Here is an 18296-nt window from a genome sequence, read left to right on the forward strand (position 1 = left end):
ATAGAACTATTTCTCTAACCGGAAAAGTTAGTTAAAAATGATAATAAAACTTTCAGTAACTTTATTTGCCCTTGTTATAGTCGTATTTGCAATGGGGCAAGAGATTGATTTAAAAGAACCCGTTAAATATGTGGGAACCGATCATACCTCAAACAGCGATTATATAAATGGCTACCACGATGGGCAAATGCGTCCGGCTGTTGGTGTGCAAAATTACCAGATATTCAGAGCAAACCGAAGCTACCCCGAAAAATCGGATGGCTTGGGATGGACTTACAATCATGCACCCAACCTGGCCTATTGGAACAACCGATTTTATTGCCATTACTTGGCCAATCCAACCGGCGAACACATAGCGCCCGGAGCCACGTTAATAACTTCTTCGGCCGATGGAAAAAACTGGGATAAACCACAGCTGATATTTCCGATATATTATACGGCCGACAGCAATGCTAATATTAATTTTATGTATATGCACCAGCGCATGGGCTTTTATGTAGCACCAAACGGACGCTTGCTTACAATGGGTTTTTACGGAGCACATTATGGTGTTGGCGCAGGTCGTGTGGTACGCGAAATTTATGAAAACGGCGAGTTCGGCCCAATATATTTTATCCGAATTAATGATAATTGGGAGAAGGAGTTAAGGTATCCGTTTTTTACAGAATCAGCTGATAGTGGTTTTGTGGCGGCCTGTAATGCCTTTTTAAACGATAAAGTGAGGCGTATGCAGTGGTGGGAAGAGCATCGGCTGGCTGAGGATCGAAAAGATTTTTTTCGTGTACCGCCAATTGATGGCAAGGAGCGACCGGGGCAGGCCTTTTGCTTTTATACCCTCCCGGATAGTACCATCGTCGGATTTTTTAAAAGTCGTTGGGTAACCACATCAAACGATAATGGAAATACATGGACTGCACCCGTGCAATGCAATACATTAACCTATGGTGGTGCAAAAATCTGGGGCCAGCGTTTAGATAACGGTCAGTATGCCCTGGTTTATAATCCAACAAACAGCATGGCCCGTCATCCTTTAAGTATTGCCACAAGTAACGATGGCTTGCATTTTAATAACCTGCTAAATGTGCATACTGAAGTGCCGGTTAAACGTTTCTGGGGAATGGAAAAGCGGCCCGGGCCACAATACATGCGTGGTATTGTTGAGGGGAATGGTAATCCTCCGGGAGACGATATGTGGGTGGTTTACTCGGTGTCGAAAGAAGACATGTGGATTGCGCGAATTCCGGTACCCGTGCAGGGTGAGGTGACTCAGCCGGTAAACGATAATTTCAATGAAATGATTCCCGGAGGGGTAGTGGCCAATTGGAATATTTACTCGCCACGCTGGTGCCCGGTTGAGGTCAGTAAATCGCCAAGTCATCCTGAAAATGTTCTTTGTTTAAAAGATGCCGACCTATACGACTATGCAAAAGCGGTGCGGGTATTCGCCCGAAAAGCGGAAAATACCATTCACTTTCAACTGTTTACTGAATCGAATCCTGAGCTGCTGGCTATTGAGTTACTAGCAGCCAATGGAGCAAGGTGCATACAATTGCAATTAGACTCCAATGGGCAGTTATTGGCTAAAAATGGCGAGAATAGTTTAACAGAACTTTATGAGTTAAAGGCTGGCCAATGGGTAAGTGTTGATGTGTGGTTTAATGCGGAAAATGAGAAGTACCAGGTGAGTATTAATGGAAAAACGCTCGCTAAAGATTTTCAATTTGCGGCTGAAGGAAGTCCTGAACGCATAGAATTTCGCACCGGAGAATACCGTTTAACAGATGATGTGCAGAAATTTAAAAGTGGCGATAAGTATAAACCGGGCTGGGATGAACCCGGTGCCGACGAAAGAGTTCCGGAAGCTGTTTTTTACCTGAAAGAATTTTATACAGAACGATAGTCCCTGTTTGAAAAGGTTTGCACAGGGTAAAAAAAATACCAAATGTATTTGAGGCACATTTTGCTATAAAAAACTCGCCGGGATAGAAAGAAGTAAACTTACATTTTCTGATCCCGGCGAGCTTTGTTAAAAGTAAAAGTAGCAATGCCTTTTATTTCGCAAGCAATTTTTCAGCAGTTTGGGCAAGGCCTTCGGCATTTATGCCGTAATGATTAAAAATTTCCCCCTGCGATCCGGCAATCGTATCTTCATCGGGTATGCCAACCAATTTAAAAGGTTTGTATATTTTTTCGGAGAACAGTATTGTTGCTACTGCTTCACCCAAGCCTCCGGCAATGCTGTGTTCTTCAACGGTAACTATACATTTGCATTTTTTAGCCGATTTAAGCACTGCAGCTGTATCGAGTGGTTTAACCGTATGCATGCTAATAACTTCGGCACTTATGCCTTTCGAATTCAGCAGTTGGGCCGCTTCGTATGCCGGAAGTACTGTTTCGCCGCAAGCAATAAAGCTTACATCGTTACCCTCGCAAATGGTTGATGCTTTGCCTATTTTAAATTCTTTGTTAATACGAGGAAGGTGGGGCATTGCTTTTTTCCCGAATTTAATATAAACCGGTTTTTTGCTTTCCGCTGCGGCAATTATAGCTTCACGAGCTTCAAAGTTATCGGCAGGTATAACAATGTCTATGTTATTCATCGTTCGTAAAACGGCCACATCGTGCGTTGAGTGGTGTGTTGAGCCCAATGCACCGTAGCTTACCCCGGCGCTAATTCCAACCAATGCAACGGGTTGGTTAGAGTAGGCTACATCATTTTTTACCTGCTCCAAAGATCGTGCGGTTAAAAAGCAAGCCGGCGAAACAGCAAAAACGCTTTTCCCTGTAGAGGCCAGTCCTGCTGAAACTCCAACAAGATTTTGTTCAGCAATACCCACTTCAACTATTTGTTCAGGATGTTTTTCGGCATAGGGTACCAATTTCCCAGACCCTCGCGAGTCGCTGGTAACAGCCAGAATATTTTTATTTTGTACGGCCAGTTCGCTTAAGGTTTCTGAAAATACTTCAAGGTTGGCCTTTCCCATACTTAATTTTTCCATCTTATTTACTTAAACACAGTTAATTGTTCCAATTCAGCTTCTATTTCTTTTACGGCTAAATCGTATTGATTGTCAGAAGGAACACCATGGTGCCATTTCTTTTCGTTTTCCATAAAACTTACTCCCTTGCCTTTTATCGTGTTGGCAATAACAAATGTAGGTTTGCCATTTTTTGCTGGTATTTTTTTTAATGTTTTGCGAAGTTCTGCAATATTGTTACCGTTGGTTTCCACAACTTTCCACCCAAAAGCTTCCCATTTCTCAGCAATAGGATAGGGGCTGCAAACTTCGCGGTTTGGGCCGGTAATTTGTAGCGCATTATGGTCGAGAATGGCTATCAGGTTATCAAGTTTATAGTGGGCTGCCATCATTGCTGCTTCCCAATTCGATCCTTCGGCCAGCTCACCATCGCCCAGGAGCGTAAATACGCGGTATGCGGCTTTGTCTTTTTTTGCAGCTAAAGCAATGCCTGCACTAATTGGTAAACCATGGCCCAACGCCCCGGTATTAAACTCCACGCCGGCAACTTTTCGGGTGGGATGCCCCATATATTTTGATTTGTATTGACAAAGCGTTTCAAGGTCGGTTTCAGGGAAAAAACCTTTGTCAGCCAAAACAACATATAAGGCTTCAACCGAGTGGCCTTTACTTTGTATAAATCGGTCGCGATTGCAATCTGAGAAATTCTCGGAGCCAACATTCATCACATCGTTGTATAAAACGTTTAAAATGTCGGTACACGAGAGGCTGCCTCCTGTATGTCCGGCTTTAGCCAATTTTATATATTTCAGCAGAGCTTTTCGATACTGAGCTGATTTAATTTCAAGTTCTTTATCTGTAAAATGCATCATATTCAATCTTAAACTTTGAACGTTTGTGTTGGCTTACTGATGTTTGTACAATTCCCAACCCAGGTAGTTGCCAATTGCTTCTTCAAGAATGTCGCCTACGTGGCTTCGAACCATTCCTACGTGATGCTCGAAGCCATTTTTACACATGTATTTCATCAGGTTTTGCAGGTTTGGAATTTCGCAAACTGCAATTCCTCCATCCATACCGTAAGGGTCGTCGGTAATTCGTCCTTCTCCCAGGTACGATTTTATAGTTCCATTTGTGTCGTCGGTAGAAATGCGGAAATAAGTCATTTTACCCGGTGCAACTTTGCCTTTAACGGCTCCAAAAGTATCTTCCTGACCCAAAACAGTTCCCAACACATCAAGGCTGCCAATTTCAATTTCATTTTCGAAGAACGACTTTGGATAGTTGCTGCAGTGGGTAAGTACACATTTGTCACGGTCTTCACCGAAGTTATTATTCCAATCGAGCAATGCCGATGGTTTTTGAGCGGCCAATGCCAGTGCATACATGCCAATTGTACCGGCAACGTCAACTTCGCAGGCCGATGGCATAAGTTTTTCGCCCATCATACTCATGGTTACACAGGCTGCACAGCCGTAATTTTTTTCAATCGATTCCCAGCATTGCAGTGCCGAAATGTCGATATCGTTTTCTTCAATCCAGTTTTCAACTGCCAACCCAAAACGCGCTTGCTTAAAAATTTGTTTCTTGTGTAATATGTGGCAGGTTCCGTAATCCTGAATGGCTTGCACTTTTTCAATTACTTCTTTTGCGTTCTCATCGATTTTTTCGGCAGCAGCCAAAATCTCCGACATATCAACAGGTACTACGGTTATGTCGTTTTGCTGAAGTATTTTTTCGCTAAAACGCATGGTTTGGAAACCGATAGGGCGTGTGCCGATAGCACCAACGCGCAAGCCTTTTAATCCTTTTACAACACGGCATACGGCAGCAAATTTGTAAATGTCTTTTGTAAAGGTATCACTGTCGAGGCTATAGGTGTGGTAGGTGGTATCGGTAAATTTAATGCCATACTGGTAGAAATTGTTGCACACCGACAGTTTTCCACAGAACGAATCGCGGCGGCTTTTTACGTCAACTTTGTCGTTGTCGTCGTCGCAGGCCTGAACCAAAACGGGAACATTTAAACCGGCCATTTTTATGGTGTTAACAACACCAAGCTCATCGCCAAAGTTTGGCAAAACAACAATTATCCCATCAATTTTATCGGCATTTTGTTTAAAGTATTTTGCACATTTAATGGCATCTTCGTAGCCCTCAATATTTCCCGTTGGAGTTTGGTCTTCAGGTAAAATTACAGTGCCGAATCCCATTTTAGTTAGCTTCTCTATTACTTTCTTACGCGCATCAACTGCCAGCTGAAAATTAAAAATGTTCCTTGTTGCGATAATTACGCCAAACGATTCTTTATTATTCATTTTATCTTGTTTTAATTATTAGCTCAATTTCTTAGCTCTATAGGCGCGCTCGTTCAACAGCTTTCTTCCAGCCTTTGTAAAGCTTTTCATTTATTGGTTGCTCCATTTTTGAGTAAAATGATTTACCCTCTTTCCTTAAACTTTTTAGCTCATCCAGATCTTTCCAAAAACCAGTTGCCAGTCCGGCCATAAATGCTGAACCCAATGCCGAAATTTCTTCTATTTCGGAAACAGCCACTTTTCTTGAAAGTATATCGGATTGAAATTGCATGAGGAAACTATTTCGGGTTGGTCCACCGTCAACGCGGAGCTCCTTCAATGGAATATTACCCTGTTCTTCCATCAGAGTTACCAAATCTTTTACCTGGTAGGCAATGCTTTCAACAGCTGCCCTCACAATATGCGCTTTGGTTGTATTTCGTGGCATTCCCGAGAGGCAGGCGCGGGCTTCGTTGTCCCAGTACGGTGCTCCAAGCCCAACAAAAGCAGGCACCAGGTATACTCCATTGTTATTGCTAACTGAAGTTGCCAGTGGTTCAATCTCTTCAGATGTATTTATTAACTGTACTTCGTTTTTTAACCAGTTTAAGGTGTCGCCTGTACAATGGATGTTGCCTTCAAAAACATATTTAACACTTTTATTGCAGGCATAACCGATTGAAGTAACCAGCCCTTCTGGTGCATCGTTTGCGGTACTGCCAATATTCATCATCATTGATGATCCTGTTCCGTAGGTAGATTTTGCCATCCCGGGGTCAAAACAACGTTGTCCGAACAGGGCAGCATGCGAATCGCCAAGTAATCCGGCAATGGGAAGCGGCATCTCAGAAACCATTCCGGGGGCTGTGTATCCAAAAATTTCATCACTGAATTTCACCTCAGGGAACATATTTTTATGGAGACCGAAAAGTGTAATAAGTTCATCGTCCCATTGCAATGTTTTTATATTAAAAAGCATGGTACGGCAGGCATTCGAGTAGTCGGTTGCATGCACTTTTCCTCCACTTAATTTATAAAGTAACCAGCTGTCCATGGTGCCGCACATTAACTCCCCTTTTTGCGCTTTATTTTGTAAACTTTCGTTGTTTTTCATTAGCCAACGAAGCTTGCTTGCCGAAAAGTAAGGATCGATTATTAAACCGGTTTTTTTGCGAACGGTTTCTTCGTAGCCTTGCTTGCTAAGTTCTTTACAGAATGGCGCTCCACGCTGGCATTGCCAAACAATAGCATTGTAAACCGGTTTGCCGGTTGTTTTGTCCCATATTAGTGCTGTTTCGCGCTGGTTTGTAATAGCCAATCCTGCTATTTCACTTTCCTTTACCTGTGTTTCAGCCACCAAACGTTCAAGTCCGGTTACTACGTTCGCAAATATTTCTTCAGCATTGTGTTCAACGTAACCGTTTTTAGGGTAAAACTGCTCGTGGGCAATGCTAACCCTGTGAATCAGGTCGGTTTGTTTGTTAAACAGCATTACCTTTGAAGCTGAAGTGCTTTGGTCTATTGCAATTATATATTTTTTTAACTGAGTCATTGTTGCTTTAAAATTGTAGTATACCTTAAAATATAAAGTACATTAACAGGTAGTAAATGAAAATAGTAATGCTTTCGTTCTTTTTCTGTGTCAAAAATAAACGAAAACAAACGAAAATGAAAGAAAATAAATGATTTTGTTTTGTTTACGTGTAATTATTTACTACGAATTAATTTTCCAAGGTAAGTTTCATCATTAAAACGTATTTTGTACATGTAAATTCCGGAGTTAAAAGACGAAGAATTCCATGTTACCTGGTTGAGCCCCTGAAATTGAAAGCCGGAATAAATATGCTCAATAATTCTGCCATCCATTGTAAAAATTTCAACAGATACGTTGCCATCGGCTGGTAAATTATACTCAATGGTTGTTGAGGTTCTGAATGGGTTTGGATAATTTTTGTGCGTAAGCATATTCGTGGCAATTGCTTCAACTGCAGTAAGGCCATCAAAGGTGAAAGTACCTTCTGTTATTGGTGACCATTCGTTACCCGATTTTGCCCTGGCTTTAACCGTAACATCATCGGCTAAATAGATAGCACTGCTAAATATTTGGGCCGAACTTGCAATGTTAGAAGTAATTTGTTCGCGGGGGTCGCTGCCATCGGTTGTGTAATAAATACTGCCGTAATTGGTTGTCATTTCCAGGTTAATCGCACTTGATTTTTCTCCACTTTCTTCGCTAAACAAAGGTGCTTCAATATTGGGGAAAAGGCCAATATTTCGGAATTGCTCCACAACAATGTCGGTACGGAACGGAAAGTAGTTGTTCAGCAGATATTCTTTACGTGGCAACCAATGGTCGTTTCGGGTGTATAATGTCTCGCTTGAATGATCAACATCTCTTCTGTAATCTCCCCACCGGGCCGATTCTGCTATAATTGCTTTATCTATTTCATTTGCAAGTTCAACGTAATTATTGGCAGCTTGCCCGGGTGACAAAGGCCCATCGTTAAATAGATTTTTCTGAACTCTATCAGCAAAAAGTACTTTAAAATCGTTGTTGGCTTTTAGTTTCTGAAGAATCCAGCTTGGGTTGTCGCTGTTGTTTAATTCCGAGTTATCGAAGTTCAAATCTGTCATTGATGTTTCAGCGTCCCATGCAAAAAACCGAAACCCGGCATCGTTTGTAACGCGGTTACGCGCGGCAATCCAATTGTTTTTATCCCAGTCGCCGTTGCCAATATAAATATTGTAAATCATGTAATCAATAAAATTTTCAACATCAAGCAGGTTGTCGTAGCCGGGGTTAATTGTTCCGTCCGGATTTTTTCCCTGCAATTTTTGGTAGTTGCTGTTGTTGGATAATCCTGTTCCTGCCTGGCTCATCATTTTGTTCCACATGGTTCTGTTTCCATCTACTACATCGCCATGGTCTTTTACAACGTCAAAATCGTCTTCTTCGCCATTCAGATACGACTCCATAAAGTCGTTTGTAATCTTTTCGGAAAGATTGTAAACCCCCCAGTATAGTCCGTTAATGTACAGGTGCACAAAACGTTCGTGTGCCGAAGGTTGCCCCATGGCCAATTGCGTTGTTTTGGCAAAGGGGTCTTGCAGGTATTGGGCATCGGTACGTTGGGTTTCGTTGTTTTTTGTCCATGAAAAGTTGTAACCAGCGCGCAGCACCAAGGCATTAAATTCGTTTGTAGCACTTTTTTCATCAAACAGGTTAAAGTTTAATTTAGAAGGGCCGTAAGCCGATTTGAACCGTAGCTGAAAGCCATGTTTAGGGCTGTTGGATGGGTTTCTGCTGTTACCGCCGTGCAGACGTAACTGGCAATTCAGCTGAAACTGATCTTCGGTTTTTGGATCGTAATATTCGGCAGAAGTGGGTCGTACCCAATCTTCTCCGGTAGCACTTGGCTTTCCGGTGTAAATATAAATGCCGCCTTCATTTTCATCTTCTACATCCGAAAACAAATAATGTTTCGACGTAACAATACTTATTGAGGGGATTGAGGTTAAGGCTTCTTCCATTAAATTCTTGTATTCTTCAGCATTGCAAATGTCCTCATCCATTTCATAATCGGCAGGAATGGGGGTAGAGCTGCTTTCTTTCTTCCAGTCAGCAGGATAACCCTCAGGCGTGTTGTCTTGCTCCAGAATATCGCTGATAAACCAATAGGTATTTGTAATTATTTCGCTGCTTTCGTTATCTGTATTAATAGCCACAGCACTTATTGGAGTTGTTTTGGAAATATTTAGTGGCGCAGTATACAGCGTTGCTGTTGATTTATTTGGACGTGTGCCATCGGTGGTGTAATAAATCGAAATATTATCAGGACTCGAAAGTGTAAGTTCGAAAGGTGCGGTATAAAACCCACGTGAAATACTAAATGATGGGGCGAACGGTAGGCTTCCATGTGTGTTTTCGGCTCCCGGCGTTGGTGAATCAAAATAAACATTCTGTCCTTGATAAATACCGTACGATACATCTTTTCTTTGTGCCGGGAATGCAGGATTGTAAGCATGTGATATGCTTGTGCCATCGGCTTCAACAATTGCAAGGTATTCGCCTGATCCTGATAGTTTAAAGTTGGTATGAAGCTCGCCCGAAGGGTCATTTCGTTTCTTTTCTGAAGCAAAAACGATTAGATATCCACCTGCCTGGATGGTAATGTTTGGTATTTCCCATTTGGTCAGATTGTCTGCTTTATCGGTAAGGTACCAGCCATTTATATTTATAGAGGCATCGCCCGGATTATGTAATTCAATCCAGTCGCTGTCGTCACCATCTTCATCGTACAAGGTTTTGTCGTTAATAGCCATAAATTCAGAAATAACGACTTTCTGAGATTGGGCGTTTAACTGGTAGGTAAAAATCATCAATAAGAACAGGTAGATATTTTTTTTCATACTATTAAGATTGTTTGTTTTTAGAGGTATAGTGTGGAACTCGCATTTATTTTGTTAATCCTCCCGGGTGTAATATTTTACATGCTCGTTTCATTTGGTATGTTTTATCAGATTGATATAAAGTTTATAAGTTTCATTAAGCTTGATGGCTGTTAATACTTGTTATATACCAGTTTCCCAAAATAGGATTGGTTGTTATATTGTAAGCGGTAAATATATATTCCCGACTTACTTCCGGCAGCATTCCACTCAACCCGGTTTTCGCCTTGCCACTGATATCCTGAAAACAGGTTTTCAACAAGCCGGCCATCAATGGTTACAATATCCAATTGTACGTTGCCATCGGCAGGCAGCCTGTACCTGATTGTTGTTGAACGGTTAAACGGATTAGGATAATTGTCGTGGAAAAGATTATTTTGAACAACATCATCAATAGCGGTAACATTGTCGAAGGTGAAAGTACCTTCGGTTAACGGCGACCACTCGTTGCCCGATTTGGCCCGTGCTTTTACCGTAACGTCATCGGCCAAATAGATAGCGCTTCCAAAGAGTTGCGCTGAGGCGGTAATGTTCGATGTAATTTGTTCGCGTGGGTCGCTGCCATCGGTAGTGTAATAAATATCGCCATAGTTGGTTGTCATGCCCAGGTTAATCGCAGTTGTTTTTTCTCCACTTTGCTCGCTAAATAAAGGTGCTTCAATGTTGGGGAAAAGGCCAATATTCCGAAATTGTTCAACCACAATGTCGGTACGGTACGGAAAGTAATTATTAAGCAAATATTCTTTTCGCGGCAGCCAGTGTTCGTTACGGGTATACAAAACCCGGGTGCCGTCCGAGGGATCGGTATCTTTACGGTAGTCTCCCCAGCGGGCCGATTCAGCAATAATGGCCAAATCAATTTCATCTGCCAGTTTGGTGTACCGTTCTATACAGGCTTCTGGTGAGAGTGGCCCACCGTTTAAAAAGTTTTTTTGAATTTGGTCGGCAAAAAGTACCCTGAAATCTTCATTTCCTTGCAGGAGCTGGTAAAACCAACTTGGATTTTCCTCGTTATTTTCGTTAACCATGTTTGCATTTACACTGGTCATCGAGGTTTCGGCATCCCATGCAAAGAAGCGAAATCCGGCGTCGTTGGTAACCCGGTTTCGTGCTGCAATCCAATTGTTGTGGTCCCAGTCTTCGTTACCAATGTACATGTTGTATTGCATATAACCAGCCAGATTTTCAACATCCAAAAGATTTTCAAAAGCAGGATTGATTGTTCCATCAGGGTTTTTGCCCTGAACCTTCTGGTAATTGGTATTGCTTGATAAACCGGCTTTTGCCTGGTTATATAAATGTGTCCAGGATGTCCAGTAGCCGTCAACCTGTCCTCCGTGATCTTTAATTACATCAAAATCGTCTTCCTCTCCGTTTAGGTACGATTCCATAAAATCGTTGGTAAGTTTTTCAGAAACATTGTATAAGCCCCAGTAAAGGCCGTTTAAATAAAGGTGTACAAACTTTTGATGGGCCGATACCTGTCCGAGTGCACGTTGGGCATCTTTTGCAAACGGATCTTGCAGGTATTGGGCGTTTTGACGTTGTTTCGGATCGTTCTTTGTCCAGGAATAGTTGTAGCCTGCGCGCAGTACCAAAGCATTAAATTCGTTTGTGGCTGTGGGGTCATCGAAAAAACGGTACTGTAGTTTTGATGGACCATACATGCTTCTAAACGATAGGCGGAATGAGTGTTTTCCACTGTTGTCGGGCACACGGCTGTTGCCACCGTGCAACCTCAATCCACAATTGAGTTGAAATTGTTTATTGCTTGCCGGATCATAATATTCTACAGATGCGGGTCTTTCCCAATCAGAACCTGCACCTCCTTCTCCCGAGTCTCCGGTAAAAATATATATCCCCCCGGTTTCGCCATCTTTTTCGTGAGAAAACAAGTAGCCAACATTTGTTACAACTGATAAGGTGGGGACCGATAAAAGGGCATCATCCATTAGGTTTTTATAATCGGTATGATTGCAAATTTGCTGGTCCATTTCATAATCGGCCGGAGCATATCCTGATTTGTATTTGAATTTACTCCAGGTGGAAGGATAACCAGCAGGGTTGTTGGGTTGCTGAACTATATCGTTTATAAAGAAATATGTATGCGAGATAATATCGCTTGCCACTCCTGCCTGGTTTATGGCAACAACACTAAGCGGAGTAGTTGTTGAAATTTGAATGGGTGAAGTGTATAAAGTCCCATTTTCGGCATCGGGTCTTGTGCCGTCTGTAGAATAATAGAGTTTTATTCCGCTGCCTATCGTTGATAGTGTTACCTGAAATGGCGAATCATAAAATCCACGGGTTTTACTAAATTGAGGCGGCTGAACAGCTTCGCCCAAAACGTTTGTAAAGCCTGGTGTTGGTTCTGAAAAGAACAGGTATTGGCCCTGGTAAAGGCCGTAAGAAATGTCTTCCCGTTGAGCAGGATAGCTTTCGCCATAGGAATGGGAAATGGTAACTCCATCAGGTTCTACAATTGCTAAAAATTCCCCTGATCCTGAAAGTTTAAAATTGGTATGTAGTTCGCTGGCAGGATTATCGCGTTTTTTTTCTGATGCAAAAATCAGTAAGTATTCACCGGCTTTTAAGTTGATATCGGGTATTTTCCATTTAGTCAGGTTGTCTGCTTTATCGGTTAAATACCAGCCGTTCAGGCTAACAGTGTTGTCTCCGGGGTTAAATAACTCAAGCCAGTCACTATCGTCACCATCTTCATCGCTTATGGTTTTGTCGTTAATAGCCATAAACTCAGTGATTAGTATTTTCTGGCTTTCGGCCACCAGGCGGTTGGCTGTAAAAATAAGCAACAATAGTAGTAGGGTGGTATTTTTTATTTTAAGTAGCATGTAATCAAGTTCTTTTAACGGTTAAGTTCAATTGCTGCCAGAATAAATGGCCCAACACCTTTTGTGTCGTTTTTAACAATTTTCTCATTAATATAATAATCGTAAGAGCCATCTCTGTATGGATTACCACCCAGACCACAGCTTCCACAAATGTTAACCATGCTTATTAATCCATCTTCATCAGTAATAATAAAAGTATCAACCATGTCATTAAAAGCGGCATTTGCAATATCAAGATACGATTTAGCAAGATATCCTTTTTTAGCTCCTTTTGCCATGGCATAAATGTACATTGCCGTACCCGAACCTTCAAGGTAATTGCCTTCCGCTCTGCCCATATCGAGTACCTGGTGCCAAACGCCTTTTTCCGGATCACGTACCTTAAGCAGTGCTTCAAGTGTTTTGTTTAATGTCTCAATAAGAGCAGGTCGGTCCGGGTGGTCTTCAGGGAGAAAATCCAGCACATCAACAATTGCCATAACATACCACCCCATTGCACGGCTCCAGAAGTGAGGAGATTGTCCGGTATTCGGGTTGCTCCAGCGTTGTTCTTTGCTTTCATCCCAGGCGTGGTACAAAAGCCCGGTTTCCGGATCTACAGTTTTTTCGTAAGCCAGCAAAATTTCGTGTGTAACCACACTGTGCCATTGTGGCTGGTTGTTTTCTGTTGCATACTGAGACAAAAAAGGCGCCGCCATATAAACTCCATCGAGCCATATTTGCCACGGATAACGTTTCTTGTGCCAAAATCCCCCGGTTTCTGTTTTTGGGTGTTTTTCCATTTGCTCAATAAACTGTGGAATGGCTTTTTTATATTTTTCTTCTCCGGTATCGTTTGCCAGAATTTGCAGGCAGGTTGCCGGGCGAATCAGGTCGATATTGTATTTTTCCATATCGTAACGTTCAATATTCCCGTTTTTGTCCACCAGCATATCAATAAAAATTTTGAGGTAATCCGAATATTTTTGGTCAACATCTCCTAATTTATAAATTGCTGCACCTAACAAGGAAACATCGTACGACCAACCGGCGCGGGTTCGGCCGTTATAGTAAGCAAGTGTATCATATCGGTGCATCACAGCTTCTGCCATTTTTATGCTCCATTTTTCTGTCGTTTTGTTTTCTTCCTTTTTTACCGGAGCCGAGCATGAGAGAATAAATAGGGTGAGTATTGCAGTTATTGTCATTAAAATTTTTTGCATCATCGTAAATTTATTTTGAAGAAGTTATTTTTACATTTTCAATAAAACCAAAGGGAATATGGTTGTATGTGTCTGTCCATATGGCAGTTTCTATTTCTTTTTTTCTAAGATCGTACCAATCTTTTTCACCCCGGCCATCGGGGAAACCCCCTGATCCGGTAAAGCTTCGCGGTCCAACTTTTATAAGTTCCACGCCCTTGTGATGGTGGGGGCCAAGTAGGTTACGTAACGAATTTATAAGGGTGATGTTAAGCTTGTTTTTACCTTCGTACAGGTAGTTGCTTATTTCTGTTCTGAAGGGTGCCCATACCAGGGTATCGACAACCTGGCCGTTTATTTCAACTACTGCAACAATGGCTTCGCAGTTGGGGAGCTCAAGGTAATACTCGTTTCCGGGAGCAGGCGGGGCCATTTCAAAATCCTGAGACAAGGAGAAACTTCCGGCGTAAAAAGGATAACCTTCGGTTGTTAAATTGCCGCTAAATATGTCTTTTTCAGCCGTAATTGAAAAGGCGGAGAACTGATGTGCCGGTCGTTCCTGAAAGTCGCCCGTGCGATTACGTTGCGTATTATTGGTGGTCAATTCATTTTTTCCCTCCACGGCAAAGTCTCCTGTCAGATAAATACTTTCTATTTCGGTTCCGTAACGTTCAACAGGGTCGGAACTGAGTGGTTGTGGTGCTTTAAAATCAAGTTTCAGCTGAATATTATTGTCACCTGCCGAAATCAGTGCAGAGATATCAGTACTTTTAAATGTTCGATCGATATAGTACTGGTTGGTATTGAAAACTATTTCTGTTCCGTTTATTGAAACTGATGAGTACATGTCAGGTTGTTCTAAAACAAGCTGGCAGGTTTGGGGCAAGGTTTTAACATGCAAAGGGTAGTTTAAAACCAATTGACCAATATAGTTTTGGCTGGCTAAACGGTTAAAAATACCTATGACAGGCTCTGGAGTACTCATTGTTTTGTCCCCGTTGGTGGAGTATTGAGCAAAATCGAGCGTTATGGCATTGGCATGTTTCCTTTCGCCCTGCCATTCGTTTTCAAACACAAAAACATTTTTTCGGAGTTCGGGCAGTTTATAATCGCCGGAAATTGGTATGGTGTTGTTTATTTCTCCGGTTGTTATCCATATGCTCGATGATGGGCTTAGTTCAATTGAATACGATCCATCCTTGTTCTTCTCCAGGGTATAGCACTCTATTTCCGAAGGGTCCCAAAGAAGTGGTACGTTGTTAAAGTCAGCAACCAAATCAAACTGTATACTTTGGGTGCGCGAACTGTTATAGAAATTAATAAGTTGTCCGTTTTGGACTTTACGGGTTTGAGTCCAAATTTTATCCGTGTTTACTCCCTTTAATGTAACATTTGGTTTTATTTTTTCCGGAAGTAGTTTTGGTGCCTCGGCAGCAGAAAGGAATAGGGTTGATTTTTTTAACATTGTCAATCTGTCTTCATCTTTTTTCCCGTCAACGTACACGGGAAAGCGTCCGAAATTAATAACCAGTCCTCCGTTTTTTTGCAGCGTTTCAATCAGTTTTAGTGTTGTTTCGCGTATTGAAATCATGTCGGGTAAAACAATGTGTCCGTACTGCATTGCGCCAATTACCAGCTTATTTGCCTGAACAAAAGCCGTGTCAGCCATTATTTGCTCATCGCCAACATCGTAGTCGTAATGCAAAGCTTGCAGAACATCCAAAGCTTCCAGCATGCCACTTGTAAATTCGCCATCGTTGTTTCCTTTAATATATTCGCTTTCCAGTGGACTAATGACCAAAAGTTGTGGCACGTATTTGCCAATTGATGCAGCATAGGCAATGCGTCCGAGATAATCCTCTATTTTTTTATTGTAGTTCCAGTACGGCTGCTGGTATGAAAAAGTTGGGGGGTAATCGCGTTTGCGATGCCCTTTCATGCTGTACAATGTAAGGTGCGGACAAAAATGATTAACACCCAGAATACTGTGCCAGCCTGCCAACCATTTTCGGTCTTCAAAATTCATATTCTGACCGCTAATTCCAAACAATTCGCTTAAACGTTTTTGTTTTCCGTATTGGTTAGCCACACTACTTAAATTGCGGGCAGTTATAAGTTTGTTGGTAATTGATAAACCCAGCATATCCATACCCGGTTGTTGCATGCTGCGGTAATGAAGCATGGTATTTGCAGCGCGGTCGCGTACTTTGTAAAGTATATCTTCGGCCAGGTAGTGCCCGGTATAATCAAAACCATTTTTGCCACAATAGTCAGCAAGTTGTTTGGTGTAACTTTCTTCAAAAGCCAAAGCCTTTGCCTGATAGTAATGCATGCGAACTTCTCGCCAGTTGTCTTTTTCTTCGTATAGAAGCGGAAGTTTATCACGCAGCTTGTATCCATGCATTTCGCTAAATTTTTTTTCCAGCCAGGGCGAGTAGGAGAGTGTGCCCAGATTTGGAGTGTTCTTGTCGAAATAGCGTGCATGCACATGCGGTTCGTCTGAAAAAATGGCCGGAGTATAAGTTGTAATAGCTGTTTTGTACTTGTCAACATAGGGCCGGTAAGAAACGTCTATAAATGCCTGAACTGCTTCGGGATTAAATAAGTCAACATAACAGGTGCCGTTAAAAATATCGTATCCAAACTGCGAGGTGTATAAAACGTAATTTGTTTTTTCGTCTTCGGCAATAATTTCAGCGCCTTCGGGCAGTGGAGTGTTTTTTTCTAAACGGGCGAGGCATTTCGCCCTAAAATCCTCATCCATTCTCGGAACAATACCTCCTGCAAATCCACTTGGCCATTTGTCTTCATCGTAAAACATACAATTTAATCCTGCCTGGTTGGCTGCTTCAACCGATGCTTTCATAATCTTCCACCAGTCGTCTCCTAAAAATTCGGTGATTAAGCCAGAACGACTGTGAAGGTAAAAACCACCCAGTCCCGCTTGTTTGAAATCAATTATCTGACGTTGGATTTCTTTTTCGGTAAGCGAATCATTAATAGAATAGAAAGTGTGTGTGCGGTAGTCGTTTGGCGGATTAATAAAAAGATTGTAGCAGATATTATCCAGATTTTTCTCTTTTTGAGAATCTGGCCTATTTGTACAACAAATAACCAAAGCCATCAGCAAAATGATGGAAATAAGCTTAAAGTTTGATTGTTTCAGCATGATACTGTATTACTTAAATTGTTTCAAAAATACAAAGTTTTTATTAAATGTAAACGTTAACATCAATATTCTCGCTAAAACCGCAAATCGTGAAAAAGTTAAAAGAGGATTTTTATTCAGGCTATTTTTTTAAAAAAGAGTTATTGCTTGTTGTATGTGGTTGAAAAAGAGCATAAAAAGCTTTGTAGAGAGACTTGATGTTAAGCTTGTATAAAAATAAAAGCAGACGAAAAATTTTTATTTTTACATGAAAACGTTTACATTGCAAAGCGTTTTGTATTATTGCGCAATAAAATAGAATAAAAACTTAACTAAAACTTTGTCGTATGGCCAGTATGGAAGATGTAGCAAAACGAGCCGGGGTGTCTATTGCCACGGTATCTCGTGTGCTCAATAATAATGGCAAAGTAAATGATGCAACCCGGGCACGAATTTTAAAGGCGATTAAAGAACTTAAATATCAGCCCAGCAGGGTGGCCAAGCGTTTACGGTCTAAAAGCGTATCGGGGAATTTAATCGGTGTATTGATTCCCGATATTCAAAACCCTTTTTATGTTGATGTTCTTGAAGGTATTGAAGAGGTGGCATATAATAATAATTATGCACTGATTATGTGTAATTTTAGCCAGGATGAGAAGAAAGAAAAATTATACCTTGAGATATTGCAGTCGGAGGGCATTGATGGAATTATTGCTGCACCGGCCAGCGAAGACGATATTCAATTAAAAAGAATGGTTAAGGACGGCTTGCCTGTAGTATGTGTCGACAGGGGCCTAAGCAATACTGATGTTGACGTAGTGCTGGTAAATAATGAAGATAGTGCCTTTAATGCGGTTGACTTTTTAGCAAAGCAAGGTTACAAACGAATAGCTATCATCTCGGGATTAACCACTATTCCATCAACTACCTATCGTGATAAAGGATATGTAAAGGCATTGGAGCATAATGGCCTTCCGGTTTTGGATGAACTTATTAAACATGGTGACTCTAAATTACCGAGTGGCGTGCAACTGTGTGAGGAGCTATTGAATTTGCCCGAACCTCCCGATGCGATTTTTACCGGTAATAACCTGATAACATTAGGTGCCCTTGAAACCATTCATAAACGCAAACTTACCATTCCTGATGATGTGGCAATTGTAGGTTTTGACGATATGTATTGGGCTAGTAGTCTGAATCCACCACTAACTGCAGTGAGGCAGCCGGCAAGAGAAATTGGGAAAAGAGCAGGAGAGCTTTTAATACAACGGATTAACGAACCAGAGCGCTCAAGTATACAAATGATTTTAAATGCCGAATTAATGAAACGAAGCTCGGCATAATTGCGTAATAATAGCACTTGTTTGTATGTCGATAAATGTAAACGTTAC

General features: G+C 41.5%; 10 protein-coding genes. 2 read left to right on the forward strand and 8 right to left on the reverse strand.

The annotated features are described in order from the left end of the window. The first annotated feature begins 37 nt into the window (after nucleotides 1–37). Complete coding sequence (locus QZ574_RS06800; RefSeq protein WP_297088137.1) at nucleotides 38–1900, forward strand: exo-alpha-sialidase; 1863 nt, start codon at nucleotides 38–40, stop codon at nucleotides 1898–1900. 151 nt (nucleotides 1901–2051) lie between these two features. Here QZ574_RS06800 and QZ574_RS06805 read toward each other — a convergent pair whose 3' ends face one another. The 8 genes from QZ574_RS06805 to QZ574_RS06840 all read right to left on the reverse strand — a co-directional run bounded on the left by QZ574_RS06805 (nucleotide 2052) and on the right by QZ574_RS06840 (nucleotide 16926). Then, on the reverse strand, nucleotides 2052–2999 hold the full coding sequence (locus QZ574_RS06805; RefSeq protein ID WP_297088139.1) for a transketolase C-terminal domain-containing protein: 948 nt from the start codon (nucleotides 2997–2999) through the stop codon (nucleotides 2052–2054). Nucleotides 3000–3004: 5 nt separating this feature from the next. Further along, nucleotides 3005–3850, reverse strand: a complete 846-nt coding sequence (locus QZ574_RS06810) for a transketolase (protein ID WP_297088141.1) — start codon at nucleotides 3848–3850, stop codon at nucleotides 3005–3007. Between the two features lie 33 nt (nucleotides 3851–3883). Next, nucleotides 3884–5296, reverse strand: coding sequence for a hypothetical protein (locus QZ574_RS06815; RefSeq protein WP_297088143.1), 1413 nt, complete (start codon nucleotides 5294–5296; stop codon nucleotides 3884–3886). 37 nt (nucleotides 5297–5333) lie between these two features. Beyond that, nucleotides 5334–6827 (reverse strand): glycerol kinase GlpK, encoded by a 1494-nt coding sequence (gene glpK / locus QZ574_RS06820; protein ID WP_297088145.1) that lies wholly within the window; start codon nucleotides 6825–6827, stop codon nucleotides 5334–5336. Between the two features lie 155 nt (nucleotides 6828–6982). Beyond that, nucleotides 6983–9685: a chitobiase/beta-hexosaminidase C-terminal domain-containing protein gene (locus QZ574_RS06825; RefSeq protein ID WP_297088147.1), complete on the reverse strand. Its 2703-nt coding sequence runs from the start codon at nucleotides 9683–9685 to the stop codon at nucleotides 6983–6985. A 152-nt stretch (nucleotides 9686–9837) separates the two neighbouring features. Next, on the reverse strand, nucleotides 9838–12576 hold the full coding sequence (locus tag QZ574_RS06830; protein WP_297088149.1) for a chitobiase/beta-hexosaminidase C-terminal domain-containing protein: 2739 nt from the start codon (nucleotides 12574–12576) through the stop codon (nucleotides 9838–9840). A 14-nt stretch (nucleotides 12577–12590) separates the two neighbouring features. Further along, on the reverse strand, nucleotides 12591–13781 hold the full coding sequence (locus QZ574_RS06835) for a glycoside hydrolase family 88 protein (protein WP_297088151.1): 1191 nt from the start codon (nucleotides 13779–13781) through the stop codon (nucleotides 12591–12593). A gap of 7 nt (nucleotides 13782–13788) precedes the next feature. Further along, nucleotides 13789–16926, reverse strand: a complete 3138-nt coding sequence (locus QZ574_RS06840) for a glycosyl hydrolase (RefSeq protein WP_297088153.1) — start codon at nucleotides 16924–16926, stop codon at nucleotides 13789–13791. A gap of 326 nt (nucleotides 16927–17252) precedes the next feature. On the opposite strand from QZ574_RS06840, the gene QZ574_RS06845 reads away from it, so the two are divergent. Next, nucleotides 17253–18248, forward strand: a complete 996-nt coding sequence (locus QZ574_RS06845) for a LacI family DNA-binding transcriptional regulator (protein WP_297088155.1) — start codon at nucleotides 17253–17255, stop codon at nucleotides 18246–18248. Nucleotides 18249–18296 lie beyond the last annotated feature (48 nt).

The sequence above is a fragment of the uncultured Draconibacterium sp. genome (genome assembly GCF_913063105.1).
In the GTDB taxonomy this organism is placed as follows: domain Bacteria; phylum Bacteroidota; class Bacteroidia; order Bacteroidales; family Prolixibacteraceae; genus Draconibacterium.